Origin of the sequence: Flexivirga sp. (genome assembly GCF_035551235.1) — a bacterium.
In the GTDB taxonomy this organism is placed as follows: domain Bacteria; phylum Actinomycetota; class Actinomycetes; order Actinomycetales; family Dermatophilaceae; genus Flexivirga.
In genome coordinates this window covers 98832-116300 of record NZ_DASZNO010000049.1, presented here as the reverse complement: position 1 = coordinate 116300, position 17469 = coordinate 98832, and the positions used below count along the sequence as shown (strand labels likewise).

The window sequence follows — 17469 nt, the reverse complement described above, 5'->3', positions numbered from 1 at the left end:
TCAGCCGCCGACCTGGTGGTCGGAGTGGAAGAGCGCCTCGGTCAGCAACGACCGCAGGTGCGCGCCCTGCAGGCGATAGACGACCCGGCGTCCATCACGTTCGCCGGCGACGAGGCCGGCCAGTCGCAGTTTCGCCAGGTGCTGGCTCGCGACCGTGGGACGACAGCCGGCCAGCTCGGCGAGCGTGGCGACATCGAGTTCGTCATCTCGCAAGGCCCACAGGATGCGCACCCGGGTCGCATCCGCGAGCAGCCCGAACGTCGTCACCGCGGCGTCGACCTGCTCCGCGGACAACTCCTCGGTATGCCGGTCTGCGGGCTCGCGTGAATTCACCTGTCGGGGGTTCACCCGTTCGGAAGCCGCCATGGGCACCGACTATAGTTCTTCATATATTCGCAAGTGCGCAGATGACGATAATGAGAGTCACCATCATTCTCCTGTGAGGCGGCCCCGATGACCGACCCGACACCGTTGTGCGGCGGCGATACCGGTGTGCAGCCGACCGCCCGGCAGGAGCACGAGGGTCACGAACACGGCGGTCATGCCGGCCACTCACACGGCGTGAGTGTCAACGCGGACCGGCGCTATCTCGTCGGCGCGCTCAGCTTGCTCGCCCTGTTCATGGTCGGCGAGATCATCGTCGCCTTCATGTCCGGCTCACTGGCGCTGTTGTCCGACGCGGGACACATGCTCAGTGACGTCGGCGCGATCGCGGCGGCGCTGTGGGCCATGCACCTGGCTGCCCAACCGGCCCGTGGCCGGTGGACCTACGGCTGGAAGCGCGCCGAGATCCTCTCTGCCGCGGGCAACGGCGTCACCCTGCTCGTCGTCTCGGGAATCATTGCGTTCGAAGCGATTCGGCGGCTGATCCATCCGCCCGAGGTCGAGGGCGGCGCGGTCGTCGTGGTCGCGCTGGTCGGTGTCGTGGTCAACATCGCGGCGGCCTGGCTGCTCGCTCGGGCGAACCGCTCCAGCCTCAACGTCGAGGGCGCCTACCAGCACATTCTCACCGACCTCTACGGCTTCATCGGGACCGTGGTCGCCGGGGTCGTCATACTCCTGACCGGGTGGACGCGCGCCGACCCGATCGCGTCGCTCGTCGTCGTCGCCCTGATGTTGTATGCCGCCTGGGGGCTGCTCCGCGACAGCGGCCGCATCCTGCTGGAAGGCGCTCCCCGCAACGTCGACCTGGACGACCTGCGGGCGCATCTGTTGGAAACACAGCACGTTCGCGATGTGCACGACCTGCACGTGTGGACCGTGACCTCGGACCTGCCCGCCGTGTCCGTGCACGTGGTCGTGGAGGACGAGTGTTTCGCCGACGGTCACGCGCCGCAGTTGCTGGACCACCTGCAGGCGTGCCTGCACGGTCACTTCGACGTCGAGCACTCGACGTTCCAGCTCGAGCCGGCGAGTCACTCCGCCCACGAGCCCGGCACCCACTGACCCACCACAATGCCGAGTGACGGCTTCTTCGCCGAGTGACGGTCGAATCGCACCGTCACTCGGCGAAGAAGCCGTCACTCGGCACAAATTTGGTCGAGGTCACCCGATCTTGGCTGTCGCCAAGACCACTTCAGCCGCCGAGCAGGCTCCGCGTCCGCTCGGCACCGACCGCCAGCAGCAGCGTCGGCAGGCGCGGGCCGGTGTCCTTGTCGACCAGCAGGTTGTAGAGCAGCTTGAAGAACTCCCGTTGCGCAGCACCGAGCTCCTTGTCGCCCTTGACGATCTGGTCGGCGGCCAGCCCACGCTGCACCTTCGGCACGCCGTAGACCTGGTGGGTGAGCCCGTCGAGCGACCAGGACTCCTCGAGCGCATGCAGGTCAGCGCCGTTGCCGTCCAACAGGATTCGCAATCCTTCGCGCTCCTGCTTCGACAGCGCCTTCAGGCGCTTGGTGTCGGCCGACGCGCGCACGACGGTGCGTTCCTCGTCGGTCATCTGGGTCTTGACCCACTGCTCCACGCAGCTCAGCCGGGGCCGCAGCACATCGAGCGACTCGACCGGTTCATCGCTGTCCAACGCGCTCACGATCCGCAGCGTCTGGTCGGCGTCGCCGGTGGTGATGTCCACGATCGACGCGAGCGTGCGGTAGGACACCGGTCGCTTGGTCGACGGCAACGAGCCGATCGCCGTCGACGATGCCCGGGTGTATGCCGCGACGTCGCCCGGCTGCCCCTTGCCGGACTCGACCTTCTTGGCGAGGGAATCCCACTCGTCATACATCCGCTCGACCTCGGCGTCGAAGGCGACGCTGAAGGACTGCGCCGGCTTGCGACGTGCGTAGAGCCAGCGCAGCAGCTGCGGCTCCATGATCTGCAGTGCGTCGGCCGGTGTCGGCACGCCACCGCGCGACGACGACATCTTGGCCATGCCCTTGATGCCGACGAAGGCGTACATCGGGCCGAGCGGTCGCTCCCAGCCGAACATCGGCGCCAGCTCCTTGCCGACGACGTATGACGACCCCGGCGACTGGTGGTCGACGCCGGACGGCTCGAAGGTGACCTTCTCGAAGGCCCAGCGCATCGGCCAGTCGACCTTCCAGACCAGCTTGCCGCGCCGGAAGGTGCGCAGGTTGACAGTCTCGGTGAAACCGCACCGGCAGGTGTAGGTCATCGCGGTGGTGGCATCGTCATACGCCGTGACCGTGGTGAAGTCGGTGCCGCACTCGGTGCAGTAGGGCTTGTAGGGGTAGTAACCCGTCTCGCCGCGGCCGTCGTCCTCGGCGGCGGCGCCGGAGCCCGCCTCGGCCTCGGCGGCCGCGGCGGCCTCCTCCTCGGAGAGCTTCGGCTGCTTCTTGGCCTTCTTCGGGCCCAGCGTGCGGTACTGGTCGAGCACCTTGTCGATCTCGCCGCGCTGCGACATCGCGAAGATGATCTGCTCGGTGTAGGTGCCGGAGAGGTACTGGCCGGTCTGGCTGATCCCGCGATAGCTGATGCCGAGATCGGCGAGGCTGTCCTCGAGCTGGCCGCGGAAGTGCTCCGCCCAGCTGGTCGCGGTCGAACCCTTCGGCGGCGGCACGTCGGTCAGCGGCTTGCCGATGTGCTCCTCCCAGGAGCTGTCGACACCCGGCACGTTGGGCACCTTGCGGAAGCGGTCGAAGTCGTCCCAGCTGATGATGTGCTCGACCTCGATGCCGCGGCGGCGGACCTCGTCGGCCACCAGGTGCGGGGTCATCACCTCGCGCAGGTTGCCCAGGTGAATCGGCCCGGACGGCGAGATGCCGGAGGCGCACACGACCTTGGTGCCCTTGGCCTTCGCGTCGGCGATGGTCTCGTCGGCGAGTCGGGACACCCAGTCGTCAAGCTGCTGATCAGTCACGATCGCTTATTTTACGGGCCGTTCGGCAGTGGTCCGACCACGACCGGGGCGCTCAACCGCTCAGCACGGTGCCGGCACAGATCAGCACGAACGCCGCGATCAGCCCGAGGGTCCCACAGGCGATGACCCGGTGCGAGAACTTGTCGGCGCGCAACGAACTGGCGAACTGCAGACCCGGCGCGACCACTGGAGTCAGGCCCTTGCGGCGTGCGTCCTCCGGCAGTGGCGGCTCGAGCTCGAGACCGCGGTCATGCTCATCCATAAGTCCTCCACAGAACCCACGGCCCCCAGGGTCCCACAGATTCCCCGGTATGCCGAGGACCGCCCGCCCGCTCAGCTGACCTGGATCGCCCAGTCGAGCAGGAAGAGCCCGAACAACAGGGCGGGTATGGCGCCCGCCATGAGACAACCTGCCCGGCCCCGCTTGGACTGTTGTTCCTCGCCGTCGGGCAGTTGCTGGACCTCCCGGCGCAGCCGCCACCAGGTGACCGCCGCGAACACGGCCACCCCGAGGAAGAACACCACCAGCAACCAGAGGGTGATGCGGAAGGCCAACGGCGGGGTCTTGCCGCTGACCGTCCGCGCGACGAACTGCGTGAGCAAGTCAGCCCTCGAGAAGATCGTGCCGCACGATGATCTCCGCGCGGCCCGGGCCGACACCGATCACCGAGATGCGCGCGCCGATGCGCTCCTCGACGAACTCGACATACGCGCGGCAGTTGGCCGGCAACTCCTCGTAGGTGCGGCAGTGCGAGATGTCCTCGAACCAGCCGGGCAGCTCCTCATAGATCGGCTTGGCGTGGTGGAAGGCGCTCTGGTCGGCGGGCATCTCGTCGTAGCGGACGCCGTCGACGTCATACGCGACACACACCGGGACCTTCTCCAGGCCCGACAGCACGTCGAGCTTGGTGAGCACGAAGTCGGTGATGCCGTTGATCCGGTAGGCGTAGCGGCCGATGACGGTGTCGATCCAGCCGCAGCGGCGCGGGCGACCGGTGGTGACGCCGAACTCGGCGCCGGTCTTGCGCAGGAATTCGCCGGAGTCGTCGAGCAGCTCGGTCGGGAAGGGGCCCTCGCCGACACGTGTGGTGTAGGCCTTGAAGACGCCGATCACCGAGCTGATCCGGGTCGGCGGAATGCCCGCGCCGGTGCAGGCACCGCCGGCGGTGGCGTTGGAGGAGGTGACGTATGGGTAGGTGCCGTGGTCCACGTCGAGCAGGGTCGCCTGGCCGGCCTCGCACAGCACGACCTTGCCGTCGTCGAGGGCGTGGCTGATCTCCAGCGACGTGTCGGTGACCATCGGGCGCAGGCGATCGGCATACGACAGCAGCTCGTCGACGACCTCGTCGACCTTGATCTCCCGGCGGTTGTAGAGCTTGACCAGGATCTGGTTCTTGACCTCGAGCGCGGCCTCGACCTTCTGCCGCAGGATCGACTCGTCGAAGAGGTCCTGCACCCGGATGCCGGCGCGGTTCATCTTGTCGGCGTATGTCGGGCCGATGCCTCGCCCGGTGGTGCCGATCTTCCGCGAGCCGAGGAACCGCTCGACCGTCTTGTCGAGCACCCGGTTGTATTCGGCGATGACGTGGGCGTTGCCGCTGATCCGCAGCGCGGAGGTGTCCAGGCCACGGGACTCCAGGGCGTCCAGCTCCTCGAAGAGCACGGTCAGGTCGACCACGACGCCGTTGCCGATGACCGGCGTCACGCCGGGCGACAGGATCCCGCTGGGCAGCAGGTGCAGTGCGTATTTCTCGCGGCTGCCGTCGGGTTGCTCGATGACGACCGTGTGGCCGGCGTTGTTGCCGCCGTTGAACTTCACGACGTAGTCGATGCGGTCGCCGAGGAGATCGGTCGCCTTGCCCTTGCCCTCATCGCCCCATTGAGCTCCGACAAGCACGATCGCTGGCATGCTGCTGCCCCTATCCGGTCGGTGGTGAGCAGTGACCGGATCGGGCTGCTCGTCGTCAGCAGTGTCCCAGGTTACCGGTGGGCGGCGAGCAACTCCCGGACGGCCCGTGCCGACGATGCGCGGAGCGCACGTTCGGCCAGGCGGCTCGCCTCCTCGGCACTCGTCCGCCGGACCGCCTGCTTGATCCGCGGGATCATCGGGCCGACGGCGCTCAACTCCCGTATGCCGAGCCCGACCAGCAACGGGACGGCGTCGACCCGGCTCGCGAGGTCGCCGCAGACGCCGACCTCCACACCATCGGGCACGTCGACGGCGACCCGCCTGATCAGCTGCAGCACAGCAGGATCCAGGCCGTCGGCGAGTTCGCTGACACCGGCGTTGCCCCGGTCGGTGGCGAGCGTGTACTGCGTCAGGTCGTTGGTCCCGATGCTGACGAAGTCGAGCCCGGCGGCGAGTTCGGCGATGCGCAGGGCAGCGGCGGGCACCTCGACCATGATGCCGACCTCGAGCTGCACGGTGGCCTTCTCCGGACCTAGCTTCGAACCCACCTTCGAGCGCGCCGTGGCCAGGCGCTCGAGCGCCCAGTCGACCTCCTCGCGAGCGGTGACCATCGGGAACATCACCCGGACCGGAGTCTGTTCGGCGGCAGCGCACACGGCCTCGAGCTGCGCGTCGAACGCCTCCGCGTGTTGCCGCATGAGCCGCAGTCCCCGCACGCCGAGCATCGGATTGACCTCGTGCGGACCGGGCAGGAACGGCAGCGGCTTGTCCCCGCCGACGTCCCAGGTGCGGATCGTGATCGGCTGATCGTGCAGCGCACGGCCGATCGACACGAAGGCCTCGGCCTGCTCCCGGGCGAGCGGCAGGGCCGGCGCGGACCCGAAGAGAATCTCGGTGCGCACCAGCCCGGAGCCCTCGGCGCCGGATGCGGCCGCCGAGACTGCGTCCGCCCGACTCGTGATGTTCGCGCCGACACGGACGGGTGCGTGGTCAGAGGTGACCGCGGGTTCGCCTGCCCGGTGGTGTGCTTCGGTGGCATCGGCCTCGCGGCGCGCGATGGTGTCACGCAGGCGCTCCGCGGATGCAGCATCCGGATCGATGACGAGAAGCCTTGTGGACGCATCGAATCCGACGATCGTGCCGCTCTCGACATCCGACGCTGCGTCACCGCCGTCGGTGAAGATCGGGATCCCTCGTGATCGCGCCACGATCACGCCGTGTCCCGTGCTGCCGCCGCGCATCGTGACGACTCCGGCGACGGCCCCGGCATCCAGGCCTGACGCCGTGGCCGGGTCGAGCTCGTCGACGACGACGATCGCGCCATCCGGCACCGAATCAGCCTGTGCCGCAAGAGCTTCCGGCCCGTCAACCAGAACGGTGAGCAGCTGCCGCTCCATCGCCCGCACATCCTGTGCTCGTGCCCGCTGGTAGGGGTCGGCCAACGCTTCGAAGTCTGCCGCCAGCCCCTGCAGCACTGCTCGCCAGGCGCTGGGCGCCGGTCTGCCGTCCTCGATGTGCTCTGCCACGGGCGCCACGACGGCCTCGTCCTGCAACAACGCGAGGTGGGCGTCGAGGATGTCTGCGGCCGCCGGGTCGGTGTCCCGCTGCCGGCGTATGGCGTCGGCGACCGCAGCCACCGCGCCATCCGATCGTTCGTGCTCGTCCGATGGCGAACCGGGTTGGTAGTCCTCGATATTCACCTCATGGTGCAGCACGTACGCCGGGCCCATCGCGGCGTCGAGTCCGGAGCCGGAGCTGGGCGGCGGCCCGGAGGGTGCGGGCGTCTGCGGCTCACCCGTCGGGGCGTCCTCGAAGTTCCGCGCCGCCAGCTCGACCACGGCCTGCACTGCTTCGTCGGCCTGCGAACCGTCCGCCGCGACCTGCAGCCGTGCCCCGTGACCGGCGTTCAGGGTGGCGACCTTGCTGAGGCTGCTGGCGGACACCGGCCCAGCACCCGTGTCCAGGTCGGTCAGCGTGACCCGGGCGTCATACGACCGGACGAGCGCGACCAGTTTCGCGGCCGGCCGGGCATGCAACCCGTGCGGGTCGGTCAGCACGAACTCAGCAGACACAGCGGGTTGAGCAGCAGCCGAGGAACGAGCGTCATCACTCGCGGGTTGAGTAGCAGCCGAGGAACGAGGCTGCGTATCGAAACCAGCGGACCCGCCGAGATGCGCGCGCTTGGCGTCGAGCCCCTCCTCCGCCTCGCCCGCGACCTCATCCAGGCTCGCACCGGACGCCGCCGAGACAACCGCCGGGACCATCCCTTCGACCAGCGGTGCGGACGAGATCCGCACGCGCTCCACCAGGTCCGGATCGACCAGTTCGCAGGCGAGTTCGGCGCTCAGCACCGAGCTGCCGATGTCCACCAGCACCAGGACACCATCGCTCGACGCGGCAACCTCCTCGATCGCCGATGCGACGGCGGTGGCGTCGGTGCCGAACGTGGTCTCGTCCAATCCGGCCGCGACGGCAAGGGCGGGTGCCTTGTCGCCGCCGACCATTTCCTTCGCGAGCGCCGCGACAGCATCGCCGAGCGCTCGGCTGTGGGACACGACAACGATGCCGATCACGGTCGTCTCCCGGTTCAGGCGAGGGTCGCGGCAGCGGTTTCCAGTAACAGCACCGTCGAGGTGGCGCCCGGATCCTGGTGTCCCGCACTGCGTTCGCCCAGGTAGCTGGCTCGGCCCTTGTGCGCGACGAGAGGCGTCGCCGCGTCACGCCCTTCGGCACCGGCCGCCGCGGCCGCCTGCAGTGCCGCACCGAGGCCGTCGGCGCGTGCAGCGTCATACGCATCCAGCGCCGGCGCCCACGCGTCGATCAGCGTCTTGTCACCGACCTCGGCCTTGCCGCGCTGCTTGATGCCCTCGACGCCCGCGCGCAGGGCGCTGCCGAGCGCTTCCGCATCGGCCGGCTCGTCACCGAGCTTGCTGCCGAAGCGCAGGAAGAACGTGCCGTAGAGGGGCCCGCTCGCACCACCGACCGAGCTGACGAGCGTCATACCGACCTTCTTGAAAAGCTCAGCAGCAGAGGCGAATTCGGCGCTGTCGAGGGCGGCAACGACCGCACTCATGCCGCGATCCATGTTGCTGCCGTGGTCGGCATCCCCGATCGCCGAGTCGAGCTCGGTGAGCAGCCCGGCGTTCTCATGTATGACGCCCGCGAAGCGTCGCATCCAGTCGGCGAACTGCCGGGTCTCGATCACGTCGGTCATGTTCAAGCTCCCCACCGGAGGCCGGGGGTGTTCACCGGTGCGTCCCAGAGGCCGACGAGTTCATCGTCCGCCTTCACGAGCGTGACCGAGCAGCCGGCCATCTCCAGGGAGGTGATGTAGTTGCCGACCAGGCACCGTGCCACGGTGATGCCCGCCTTCTCGAGGAGTCGGTGCACCTCGCCATACATCAGGTAGAGCTCGATCAGTGGTGTGCCGCCCATGCCGTTGACCATCGCGAGCACCGAATCCCCTGCGCCATAAGGCAAGTCGGAGACGATGGGGTCGACCAGCTGCTGAGCCGCTTCGGCAGCGGAGGCGAGCGGCACCCGCTTGCGTCCGGGCTCGCCGTGGATGCCGATGCCCAGCTCCATCTCGTCGTCGCCGAGCTCGAAGGTCGGCTTGCCGGCGGACGGCACGGTGCACGAGGTGAGCGCGAGGCCCATGCTTCGGCCGACCGAGTTGATCCGTGTCGCGAGCTCGGCCACCTCGTCGAGCGATCGGCCGCTCTCGGCTGCTGCACCGACCAGCTTCTCCAGGAGCACCGTCGTGCCGACCCCGCGACGGCCGGCCGTGTAGAGGCTGTCCTGCACCGCCACGTCGTCGTCCACGACCACGGAGCGCACCTGCGCTCCACTGTCGGCGGCCAACTCGGCGGCCATCTCGAAGTTCATCACGTCGCCGGTGTAGTTCTTGACGATGTGCAGCACCCCGGCGCCGCCGTCGACCCCAGTCGTCGCCGCGAGCATCTGGTCCGGCACCGGGGACGTGAAAACCTCACCGCAACAAGCGGCGTCGAGCATTCCGACACCGACATACCCGCCGTGCATCGGCTCGTGGCCGGACCCACCCCCGGAGACCAGGCCCACCTTGCCCGAACGCGGCGCGTCCTTGCGGAAGATCACCTTGTGCTCGTGATCAACTCGCAGCCGGTCGCCGTGGGCGGCCTCCATCCCGAGGAGCGCTTGCGAGACGACGTCCGCCGGATCATTGATCAGTTTCTTCATGTCTTCATCGGATCACTCTTCGGCAGCGCCGACAAGGAGTTCCGGGACTTCGCTCACGGAGCGAGCGCGTGCGCCTCACCCGGCGTGACCAGCTTCTTGACCGTCTTGCCGTCGTGGAACTCACCGATCGCGCGCATCTGCCAGCTCTGCGGCCCGGTCCGGCGCATCGCGGCCATCAGCACACCCGTCGCAGGCTGCGAGTCCGACAGGTCGAAGCGGACCAGTTCCTGACCGGTCGCGTCGTCGACCAGGCGGCAGAAGGCACGCCGGATGTTGGTGAACTTCTGGCCGCTGAACGAGTTGATGGTGAAGACGAGCGTCGCGACCTGCGGCGGCATGGCGAGCAGGTCGACCTTGATCTGCTCGTCGTCGCCCTCACCCGCACCGGTCACGTTGTCGCCGGAGTGCTGTATGGCGCCCCGGAACTCCTTCTTGTGCATGAACCAGACGATTTCCAGCTTCTTGCCGGAACCGTCATACGCGATCACCGACGCGTCGAGGTCGATGTTGCCGCGGCCCGGCGCCGGATCCCAGCCGAGGCCCATCGTGACCTTGGCCAGTGGCGGCGCGCCGGTCTTGGTGAGGTCGACCCGGGCGTTCTTCGTCAGGTTGACGCGTCCCTTGTCGAGATTCACCACGCCGACGGCTCCCGGCTGTGGTGGCGCCGGCGGCTGCACGGGTGGAGCCGGCTCCGGTGGCATGGGAGGCAGCGGCGGCTGCGGCTGGCCCGGCGGCGGTGGCTGATTCGGTGGAGCCGGCTGGTTCGGCGGCGGTGGCTGGTTCGGGGGCGGCTGCTGCGTGGGCGGTGCGGCCTGCGGCGGAACGGACGTCGGCGGTGCGGCCTGCGGCTCCGGGTCGCCCTCGACCGAGATCCCGAAATCCGTTGCCAGTCCGGCCAATCCGGAGCTGTACCCCTGGCCGACGGCCCGCAGCTTCCACTGCCCGTTGCGTTGATAGACCTCGCCGCTGACGAAGGCCGTCTCGTTCTCGGCCTCCATGGCGAACGTCGCGAGCTCGGCGCCGCTCGCAGCATCCGTAGCGACCAGGCTCAGCCCCGGCACCTGCCCGAAGGCACCGCCGTCGGCAGAGGCCGCGAGCACGACCTTCGTCACGGGCTGCGGCAACTGCGCCAGGTCGATCTCCAGCGCATCGGCGCCGGGTTGCTTGCCCAGGTGTCGCACCGCACCACTGGGGTGGGTGGGCTGGTTGTAGAAGATGAAGTCGTCGTCCGAGGCGACCTTGCCGTTCTCCTGCAGGAGCAGGGCGGAAGCGTCCACGTCGGGCACGCCCGGCCCGGTGCTCCAGTGCAGCGTGATCCGGATCCGGCCGGCGTTCAACGGTGTGTTCGAGCCCTTGGTCAGCTGGGTCATGCGATTCATCCTCACACGCGCTGCACGCGTTTGCCGACGGTGTTTGGTGAAGGGACGTCAGGACTTGTGCCGGCGTTCCGCAATCCGCAACGCCAGTTGGAAACGCGTGCTGACGTCGTGCTCGCTCATCATCGCGGCGATCCGGCGGCGTACCGTGCGCAACGAGACGCCCATCGCGCGGGCGATCGCCTCGTCGGTCAGGCCCTGCTGCATCCACTCCACGAGTGCACCGCCCGACGCGTCGTCGCTGTGTTCGGCGGGTGAGGCCGCAGCCCACAACCGGTCGAAGAGCGCGATGAACGCGGCAACGACCATCGGGTCGCGCAACAGCACGTAGTCGCCACCGCCGCGTCCCCACTCGGTCGTCCCGATCGCGACTTCCTCACCGAAGACGACGAACTCCGACGGCAGCCCCGCCGCGATGCGCTGTTGCTCACCCAACTCGGCCCATGCGGCCAATGCATCGGCGTGCTCGTGCAGCGCGTCGGGCAGGTACAGCGTCCGCTGTTCCCGGCCGCCCGCCAACTGCTGACGCACCGTCGGGTAGTCATCCAGGGCACGCGGAGCACCCGCGGTCGCCTGGCGTATGACGCCAACGGTCGACGCCACCAGATGCTCGTGAACCGAGGGCAGAACAGCCTGGTCGACGCGTTCGCGCAGCGGCTGGTCCGAGGTCGAAAGCTCTTGTCCCGCACGGTGATCGGTGACGAAGCTGTCGATCGCGTCACGCACCCGCGCCAGGTCCTGCCGGCGCGTGGCCAGGCGCGCTTCCTCCGCGCTGACGACGCGCTCCAGCGCTGCCCGTGGGTGATCCGCGACGACCTCGCCGAGGTCGGTCAGCCGCACCAGTCGCCGGGCGCGCAGTTGCTCGATGGCGTGTTCCGCCTCGTAGTCGGTCCAGCCCAGCTGCGCGACGTGCGCGGCCAGAGTCAGCCCCGGCGAGCGCAGCACGTGGCGGTACAGCTCCTCACCCTGCGAGCCGACGCCGAGCACTCCGAGTCTTCCGTCCACCCGTTCAGGGTATGGCGCAAGGCGTGCCGATCTCGCGTGCCGACCAACTCGTCCGTAGGTCTTGACGCCGCGAAGGAACGTCCCCCATCCTTACCTAACACGATTTAGGTGATCTGGAGCACACATCAATGACCGACCTCACCAGACGCGCCGCGCTCGGAGTAGCGGGCGTCGGCACCCTCGCCGCACTGACAGCCGGCTTCCCCCGCCTGTCGGGCCTCGACATCCCGTCGCGGCGCACCAACGCACTCAAGATCGCGTTGAACGGCACCCAGCAAACGGCGGACGCCCAGGCCGGCCTGGTCAAGGCGTTCCGCAAGAAGCACCCCGACATCGACGTCATGATCATGCCGATCCAGGGCGCGGACTGGGGCGACTTCTTCGCCAAGATCCTGACGATGGTGGCCGCCGGGACACCACCGGACGTGGTCAATGTCGCCACCGAGGGCGCCCAGCTCTTCGCCTCCCGGCTCGCCCACCCGCTGGACGACTACGTCAAGCAGGACACGTCGGAGATGCGGGACTACTTCTCCGACGTGCACCCGGCGCTGATCGACGCCTTCATGTACCGCGGATCGCTCTTCCAGCTCCCGGACAACTTCAACGCCGGCAACGTCTTCATGAACACCAAGGCGCTGCGCAAGGCAGGCTTCGACTACCCACCGGAGAATTGGACGAAGGACGACTTCGTCAGGATGCTCCGGGCGATCAAACGCACCTCCGGCCACCACGTCGTGCCGTTCTACTGGACCAACCGCATGTGGGGTGGCGTGACGCCCTGGCTCTACACCAACAACACCTCGATCCTGAAGCAGACCGAGGCAGCCGGCGGCGAATGGCTTTGGGACACCTTCTATTCCGGCGCTGCCGGCGCGCGCGGCCGCGGCGGCGGTCCGCTCTGGCTCGAGGCGCAGGCGGACAGCGCGCCCGTCGAGGAGACCTTCGAGTTCCTGCGGGAACTGATCACCGACGGCCTCGCCAGCAGCCCCGCCCAGGGCGGCGGCAACACGCTGGTGCCCCAGTTCGCCAGCGGCCGCGTCGCGATGACGGTCGCCGGTGGTTACTGGGTGGACGGCCTGCACCAGGCCGGCATACCCAACGACGTGTATGACGTGCAGTACATGCCGAAGTGGAAGTCCCAGAACGCCCAGTTCGGTGCGGCCGGCTGGTCGATCATGAAGACGTCGGAGAAGAAGGACGCCGCCTGGGAGTGGCTGAAGTTCTGCGTCAGCCGCGAAGGGATGGGCATCACCTACCCGATCCCGAACAACACACCCACGCGCCGGTCGATGTGCAACGGCACCTTCTACGGCAAGGAGGGTCCCAAGCACTGGAAGGTCTTCTACGACACGCTCGATGACTTCCCGGGCACCCGGCCCATACCTGCTCCCCCGAACGAGAGCGCCATCGAGCTCGCGCTGGACAAGAACACCATCAACGCGGTGACGGGTGGCCCCCGCCAACTGAAGTCCGCTCTTCGGTCCCTGCAGGGCGACCTGAGCCGAGCCCTGGAGGAAACGCCATGACGATCGCCCTCAAAGCGCGCACGCCCGTCGACGACGTCGCCACCCAGCTCCCGCAGTCCGCGGTCCGCAAGCGTGAAAAGCGCCTGGCCGTAGCGTTTCTCGCGCCGACGGTCATCGGGCTCGGCCTCTTCACCCTGGTCCCGATCATCGCCTCGGTCGTGCTCGCCTTCTTCAAGTGGGACGTCATCAGCAGTCCCCGATGGGTCGGCCTGGACAACTTCAGCAGCCTCTTCAGCGACCCGACCCTGCGCACGTCGTTCATCAACACGATCCTGTTCGTGATCGTCAGCGTCACCCTCCAGCTCAGCGTCGCGCTGCTGCTCGCCGTCCTGGTCAGCAGCCGGTTGCCCGGCTGGCTGCAGTCGACCCTGCGGTCGGTCTTCTTCTTCCCGCTGATCCTGTCCGCCGCATCGGTGTCGATCATCATGTCCTACCTGTTCAACCAGGACTTCGGCCTCGTGAACACCTACCTGCAGGACCTCGGGTTCGGCCCGGTCCACTGGCTCACGAACGGGTTCAGCGCCCAGGTGATGGTCGTCCTGGTCTACGTCTGGCAGAACTTCGGCTTCACGTTCCTGCTCTTCCTCGGCGGGCTGGCCGCCATACCCAAGGACATCTACGAGGCGTCCGCCATCGACGGTGCCGGCGGATGGCGACAGTTCCGGCACGTCACGCTCCCGCTGTTGTCGCCGACCACGCTCGTCGCCTCGGTGATGGCGATCATCGCGGCACTGCAGATCTTCGACCAGTCCTACGTCCTGACCCGCGGCGGCCCGGGCGACTCCACGCGGACCGTCGTGATGGTGATCTACCAGGACGCGTTCGGGCAGTTGCAGTTCGGCGCAGCCTCCGCGATCGGCGTCGTGCTGACCGTCGTGATCATGCTCGTCACCGCGCTGCAGTTCCGCTTGTCCCGCCGATTCGTCTACTACAGCTAGGAATCCCGCCATGGCCACGATCTCCGCAACACCCGGGACCGAGCCCCGCAAGCGCTCGGCGCGTCTGGCGAGCCTGCCGAAGATCCTGATCCTGCTCCTCGCCGTGATCGTCACGCTGGGGCCGGTCGCCTGGACCGTGCTGTCCTCGCTGCGCCCACCCAGCGAGTCGCTCGGCGGATCGCCGATCAGCTTCAGCCACCTCAGTTTCGACGCCTACAAGCAGGCCTTCGCCCAGGTCGACATGTGGCTGCTGATCGTCAACAGCGTCCTGGTGACCGGGCTGATCGCGCTGGCCCAGATGATCACCGCCGGCTTCGCCGGCTACATCTTCGCCCGGGTTCCCTTCCGCGGCCGCGGCGTGCTCTTCGGCGTCGTGCTCGCCACGATGATGGTCCCGATGCAGGTGACGATCGTTCCGGTGTTCATGCTGATCCGCGGGATGGGCCTGTCGGACACGCTGTGGGCGCTGATCATCCCCGCCATACCGACCGCGTTCGGGACGTTCCTGATGCGGCAGTACTACCTGACGCTTCCGCCGGAGCTGGGCGAGGCAGCCGCGATCGACGGCGCGAGCCCCTGGCGGACCTTCCGGTCCATCTACGCGCCGCTGTCGACGCCGGGCCTGGCGATCGTCGGGATCCTGGCGTTCAACGCGATCTGGAACGAATTCTTCCGGCCGCTGATCATGGAGATCAGCGCGCGCAACTTCACGCTCCCCCTGGGACTCGTCTCCCTGCAGGGAAACATGGGCACCGGCAGTGTCTCGGTCGTCCTCGCGGGCGTGATCATCTCGATGATCCCGGCCCTGCTCGTGTTCGTCTTCGGTCAGCGCACCCTCCGCCAGGGCCTGACCACCGGCACCGTTCGCTGATCCGTCCCGCTACCCGACTCCACGCCACCCACCACGAGAAGGTCCTCACCACAGATGCCGAACACCTTGCCGCAGTTGCACATTCAGCCGCCGACCGGCTGGCTGAACGACCCCAACGGCATCATTCGACTCCACGATCGATGGCACGTCTTCTACCAGGCGAATCCGCATCAGCCGGTGCACCGTGACATCGTCTGGGGCCACGCCAGCAGCACCGACCTGGTGCGCTGGCAGCATCACCCGACGGCGTTCGCACCCACCCCGGGCGGACCGGATTCCGGTGGCTGCTGGAGCGGTGTGCATCTTCCCTGGTCACGCCGGCCCGCCGTCGCGTACTCGGGAGTCGTTGCGGGAGAACCGAGTTCGACCGTCTGCGTGCGTGAGGCACTCGACCCCGAACTGATCCGCTGGAGCGAGCCGCAGGTCGTCGCCCGCACGCCCGACGGCGTGCGCGAGATGCGCGATCCCTTCTGCTTCACCTGGGGCGGGCGGCACCTGGCCATCGTCGGCGGTCGGCTGAGCGACGGCGACGCGGCCGTGCTGCTGTATGACGTCGCCGACCCGGACTCCTGGCGGTATCTCGGGGTGCTCCTGCGTGGTGCGGACCTCGAGTTCGACGCACCGCACGCCGAGATCTGGGAGTGCCCGCAGCTCCTCATCGACGGCGACCGCTGCTGGCTGATCGTCTCGCGCTGGGTCGAGAACGTCACGCTCGACGTCCTGGTGTTCGACGGGCGGATCTCCGATCGCAACGGAACGCCGGCACTGACCGTCGACAACGTCGAGCGCCTCGATGACGGTGAGCCGTTCTATGCGCCGCAGGTCGCCCTCGACGCTGCGGGCGCACCGCTGCTCTTCGGTTGGATCCGCGAGTTCGACGACCACGCGGCGGCCGCGTCCGGCATCAGCGGCTGCCTGACTCTGCCGCGCCGCGTCGACACCTCCGGCGGTCGCCTGCGTATGACGGTGGACGCGGGCCTGCAGGAATACGCCGACGGGTCGGCCGCCATACCCCTCGGACTTGGGGCCGGCCGGTCCACACAGCTGCCGCCGCAGGCCAGGGTCCGTGGTGCAGCGCCCGCCATCCGCCTGCAGGGAGATCGTCAGGATGTTGAAATCCCTTGCCCGGCAGGCGACTTCGAGCTCTGGACGGACGGTGAGGTTGTCGAGGTCTTTCCGACCGGCGCCCCGACCGTGACCCTTCGGGACTCGGGCACCGAGCACTGGCGGATCACGACGGACGCGGCGACGACGCTCAGCGTCTGCGAGGTGGCGCCGCCACCGACTCCCGAAGCACCAACGGGGACGGCAGCAGAGTCGGTCTCGACGACAGCGTGACGCCCGCCAGCTGATCGATCAGCATCGCGACCGCCGCCTCGCCCATCTGCCGGTGCGGGAGGGCGAAGGTGGTGAGGGCAGGAACGAGGTTCGCCGCGAGCTCCTCCTGATCGTCGAAGCCGAGGATCGACACGTCATCCGGGATGCCCAGTCCGAGCCGCGTCGCCGCGAGCAACGCTCCGGCCGCGACGCGGTCGGTCACGCAGAAGATCGCGGTGGGGCGATCGGCCGGCGGCCGGTTCAGCAGCGCGGTGGCCGCCCGAAAGCCCTCGTCGATCGTCCAGTCCCGCCCGCCAAGTGATTGGACCTCCGGGACGCAGTCGTGCTCGGCGAGGTGGCCGACGAACCCCTCGTGTCGCAGTGGGCCGGCGATCGCGGTGTCGCCGTTGATCGTCGCGATCGCCCGATGCCCGTGGTCGAGCAGCACAGCTGCAGCCGCGGCGCCGGCCTCCCGCTCCGCCGGGATCACGCTCGGCAGATCGGTGTCCGGAGCGAAGCAGTTGGCGAGCACCGTCGGCAGCCCGACCGCCAGCACGTCCGAGATCTGCCGCAGCCCCATCGACGCATAGATGAGGCCGTCGACCCGGCGTCGCCGGAACTCCTGCGCTCCCTCGAGCTCGCGGTCGGCGTGCCCGCCGGTGTCATAGACCGCCACCAGGAAGCCGTGCCGGCGGGCGAGTTGTGATGCACCGTCGAGCAACTGCCCGGCGAACGGGCTGGACGCGATGGAGTCGGTGATGACTCCGATGAGGTGGGTGCGCTGCGTCCGCAGGCTCCTCGCGCCCGGATGCGGCGAGTAGTTGAGTTCGGCGGCAGCCCGCAGGATGCGTTCGCGTGTCGCAGCCGAGACGTTCCCGTCCTCCTTGCCGTTCAGGACGAACGACACGGCGGTGCGCGAAGTCTCGGCGAGATCGGCGACGTCCTGTGCGGTCGCCGGCTTCCCACGGTGCTTCGCCGCCATGACAGTCC

At 68.4% G+C, this 17469-nt stretch carries 16 protein-coding genes; 5 read left to right on the top strand and 11 right to left on the bottom strand.

Going from position 1 to position 17469, the window contains the following annotated elements:
* Nucleotides 1-366 (bottom strand): ArsR/SmtB family transcription factor, encoded by a 366-nt coding sequence (locus VG502_RS19065; protein ID WP_325551709.1) that lies wholly within the window; start codon nucleotides 364-366, stop codon nucleotides 1-3.
* An 87-nt stretch (nucleotides 367-453) separates the two neighbouring features.
* Between VG502_RS19065 and VG502_RS19060 the strand changes: the two genes are divergently transcribed.
* Nucleotides 454-1446: a cation diffusion facilitator family transporter gene (locus VG502_RS19060; RefSeq protein WP_325551708.1), complete on the top strand. Its 993-nt coding sequence runs from the start codon at nucleotides 454-456 to the stop codon at nucleotides 1444-1446.
* Nucleotides 1447-1576: 130 nt separating this feature from the next.
* On the opposite strand, the gene lysS is transcribed toward VG502_RS19060, so the two are convergent.
* The 9 genes from lysS to VG502_RS19015 form a co-directional block, all read right to left on the bottom strand.
* A complete protein-coding gene (gene lysS / locus VG502_RS19055) occupies nucleotides 1577-3319 on the bottom strand; it encodes a lysine--tRNA ligase (protein WP_325551707.1) in 1743 nt (580 codons plus the stop codon).
* A 52-nt stretch (nucleotides 3320-3371) separates the two neighbouring features.
* On the bottom strand, nucleotides 3372-3581 hold the full coding sequence (locus tag VG502_RS19050) for a hypothetical protein (RefSeq protein ID WP_325551705.1): 210 nt from the start codon (nucleotides 3579-3581) through the stop codon (nucleotides 3372-3374).
* A gap of 71 nt (nucleotides 3582-3652) precedes the next feature.
* Nucleotides 3653-3922: a hypothetical protein gene (locus VG502_RS19045; protein ID WP_325551703.1), complete on the bottom strand. Its 270-nt coding sequence runs from the start codon at nucleotides 3920-3922 to the stop codon at nucleotides 3653-3655.
* Nucleotide 3923: 1 nt separating this feature from the next.
* Entirely contained in the window at nucleotides 3924-5228 is a 1305-nt protein-coding gene (locus VG502_RS19040; RefSeq protein WP_325551702.1) for an adenylosuccinate synthase, read from the bottom strand.
* A 71-nt stretch (nucleotides 5229-5299) separates the two neighbouring features.
* Nucleotides 5300-7801, bottom strand: a complete 2502-nt coding sequence (ptsP, locus tag VG502_RS19035) for a phosphoenolpyruvate--protein phosphotransferase (RefSeq protein ID WP_325551701.1) — start codon at nucleotides 7799-7801, stop codon at nucleotides 5300-5302.
* 14 nt (nucleotides 7802-7815) lie between these two features.
* Nucleotides 7816-8442, bottom strand: coding sequence for a dihydroxyacetone kinase subunit DhaL (gene dhaL, locus VG502_RS19030; RefSeq protein ID WP_325551700.1), 627 nt, complete (start codon nucleotides 8440-8442; stop codon nucleotides 7816-7818).
* Between the two features lie 2 nt (nucleotides 8443-8444).
* Nucleotides 8445-9446 (bottom strand): dihydroxyacetone kinase subunit DhaK, encoded by a 1002-nt coding sequence (dhaK, locus tag VG502_RS19025; RefSeq protein ID WP_325551699.1) that lies wholly within the window; start codon nucleotides 9444-9446, stop codon nucleotides 8445-8447.
* A 53-nt stretch (nucleotides 9447-9499) separates the two neighbouring features.
* Nucleotides 9500-10816: a TerD family protein gene (locus VG502_RS19020; RefSeq protein ID WP_325551697.1), complete on the bottom strand. Its 1317-nt coding sequence runs from the start codon at nucleotides 10814-10816 to the stop codon at nucleotides 9500-9502.
* 57 nt (nucleotides 10817-10873) lie between these two features.
* Nucleotides 10874-11827 carry a hypothetical protein gene (locus tag VG502_RS19015; RefSeq protein WP_325551695.1) on the bottom strand — a complete coding sequence of 318 codons (954 nt, stop codon included), beginning with the start codon at nucleotides 11825-11827 and terminating at the stop codon, nucleotides 10874-10876.
* Between the two features lie 128 nt (nucleotides 11828-11955).
* Here VG502_RS19015 and VG502_RS19010 point away from each other — a divergent pair, with 128 nt between their 5' ends.
* The 4 genes from VG502_RS19010 to VG502_RS18995 are packed head-to-tail and all read left to right on the top strand — an operon-like array spanning nucleotide 11956 to nucleotide 16500.
* Nucleotides 11956-13353, top strand: a complete 1398-nt coding sequence (locus tag VG502_RS19010; protein ID WP_325551694.1) for an ABC transporter substrate-binding protein — start codon at nucleotides 11956-11958, stop codon at nucleotides 13351-13353.
* The gene (locus tag VG502_RS19005; protein WP_325551693.1) at nucleotides 13350-14291 is read left to right on the top strand and encodes a carbohydrate ABC transporter permease; all 942 of its coding nucleotides are present in this window, start codon (nucleotides 13350-13352) and stop codon (nucleotides 14289-14291) included. Before VG502_RS19010 ends, VG502_RS19005 begins: the two co-directional genes overlap by 4 nt.
* A 10-nt stretch (nucleotides 14292-14301) precedes the next feature.
* Entirely contained in the window at nucleotides 14302-15162 is an 861-nt protein-coding gene (locus tag VG502_RS19000; RefSeq protein WP_325551692.1) for a carbohydrate ABC transporter permease, read from the top strand.
* Nucleotides 15163-15216: 54 nt separating this feature from the next.
* On the top strand, nucleotides 15217-16500 hold the full coding sequence (locus VG502_RS18995) for a glycoside hydrolase family 32 protein (protein ID WP_325551691.1): 1284 nt from the start codon (nucleotides 15217-15219) through the stop codon (nucleotides 16498-16500).
* Here VG502_RS18995 and VG502_RS18990 read toward each other — a convergent pair.
* Nucleotides 16418-17461 (bottom strand): LacI family DNA-binding transcriptional regulator, encoded by a 1044-nt coding sequence (locus VG502_RS18990; RefSeq protein ID WP_325551690.1) that lies wholly within the window; start codon nucleotides 17459-17461, stop codon nucleotides 16418-16420. The genes VG502_RS18995 and VG502_RS18990 overlap by 83 nt on opposite strands.
* Nucleotides 17462-17469: the final 8 nt, after the last annotated feature.

Bases quoted from the DNA above. Each gene is read 5' to 3' on its own strand.
- dhaL (WP_325551700.1), bottom strand. From the start codon at position 8,442: ATGACCGACGTGATCGAGACCCGGCAGTTCGCCGACTGGATGCGACGC.
- VG502_RS19060 (WP_325551708.1), top strand. From the start codon at position 454: ATGACCGACCCGACACCGTTGTGCGGCGGCGATACCGGTGTGCAGCCG.
- VG502_RS18990 (WP_325551690.1), bottom strand. From the start codon at position 17,461: ATGGCGGCGAAGCACCGTGGGAAGCCGGCGACCGCACAGGACGTCGCC.
- VG502_RS19020 (WP_325551697.1), bottom strand. From the start codon at position 10,816: ATGACCCAGCTGACCAAGGGCTCGAACACACCGTTGAACGCCGGCCGG.
- VG502_RS19050 (WP_325551705.1), bottom strand. From the start codon at position 3,581: ATGGATGAGCATGACCGCGGTCTCGAGCTCGAGCCGCCACTGCCGGAG.
- dhaK (WP_325551699.1), bottom strand. From the start codon at position 9,446: ATGAAGAAACTGATCAATGATCCGGCGGACGTCGTCTCGCAAGCGCTC.
- VG502_RS18995 (WP_325551691.1), top strand. From the start codon at position 15,217: ATGCCGAACACCTTGCCGCAGTTGCACATTCAGCCGCCGACCGGCTGG.
- VG502_RS19000 (WP_325551692.1), top strand. From the start codon at position 14,302: ATGGCCACGATCTCCGCAACACCCGGGACCGAGCCCCGCAAGCGCTCG.
- VG502_RS19010 (WP_325551694.1), top strand. From the start codon at position 11,956: ATGACCGACCTCACCAGACGCGCCGCGCTCGGAGTAGCGGGCGTCGGC.
- VG502_RS19040 (WP_325551702.1), bottom strand. From the start codon at position 5,228: ATGCCAGCGATCGTGCTTGTCGGAGCTCAATGGGGCGATGAGGGCAAG.
- VG502_RS19005 (WP_325551693.1), top strand. From the start codon at position 13,350: ATGACGATCGCCCTCAAAGCGCGCACGCCCGTCGACGACGTCGCCACC.
- VG502_RS19065 (WP_325551709.1), bottom strand. From the start codon at position 366: ATGGCGGCTTCCGAACGGGTGAACCCCCGACAGGTGAATTCACGCGAG.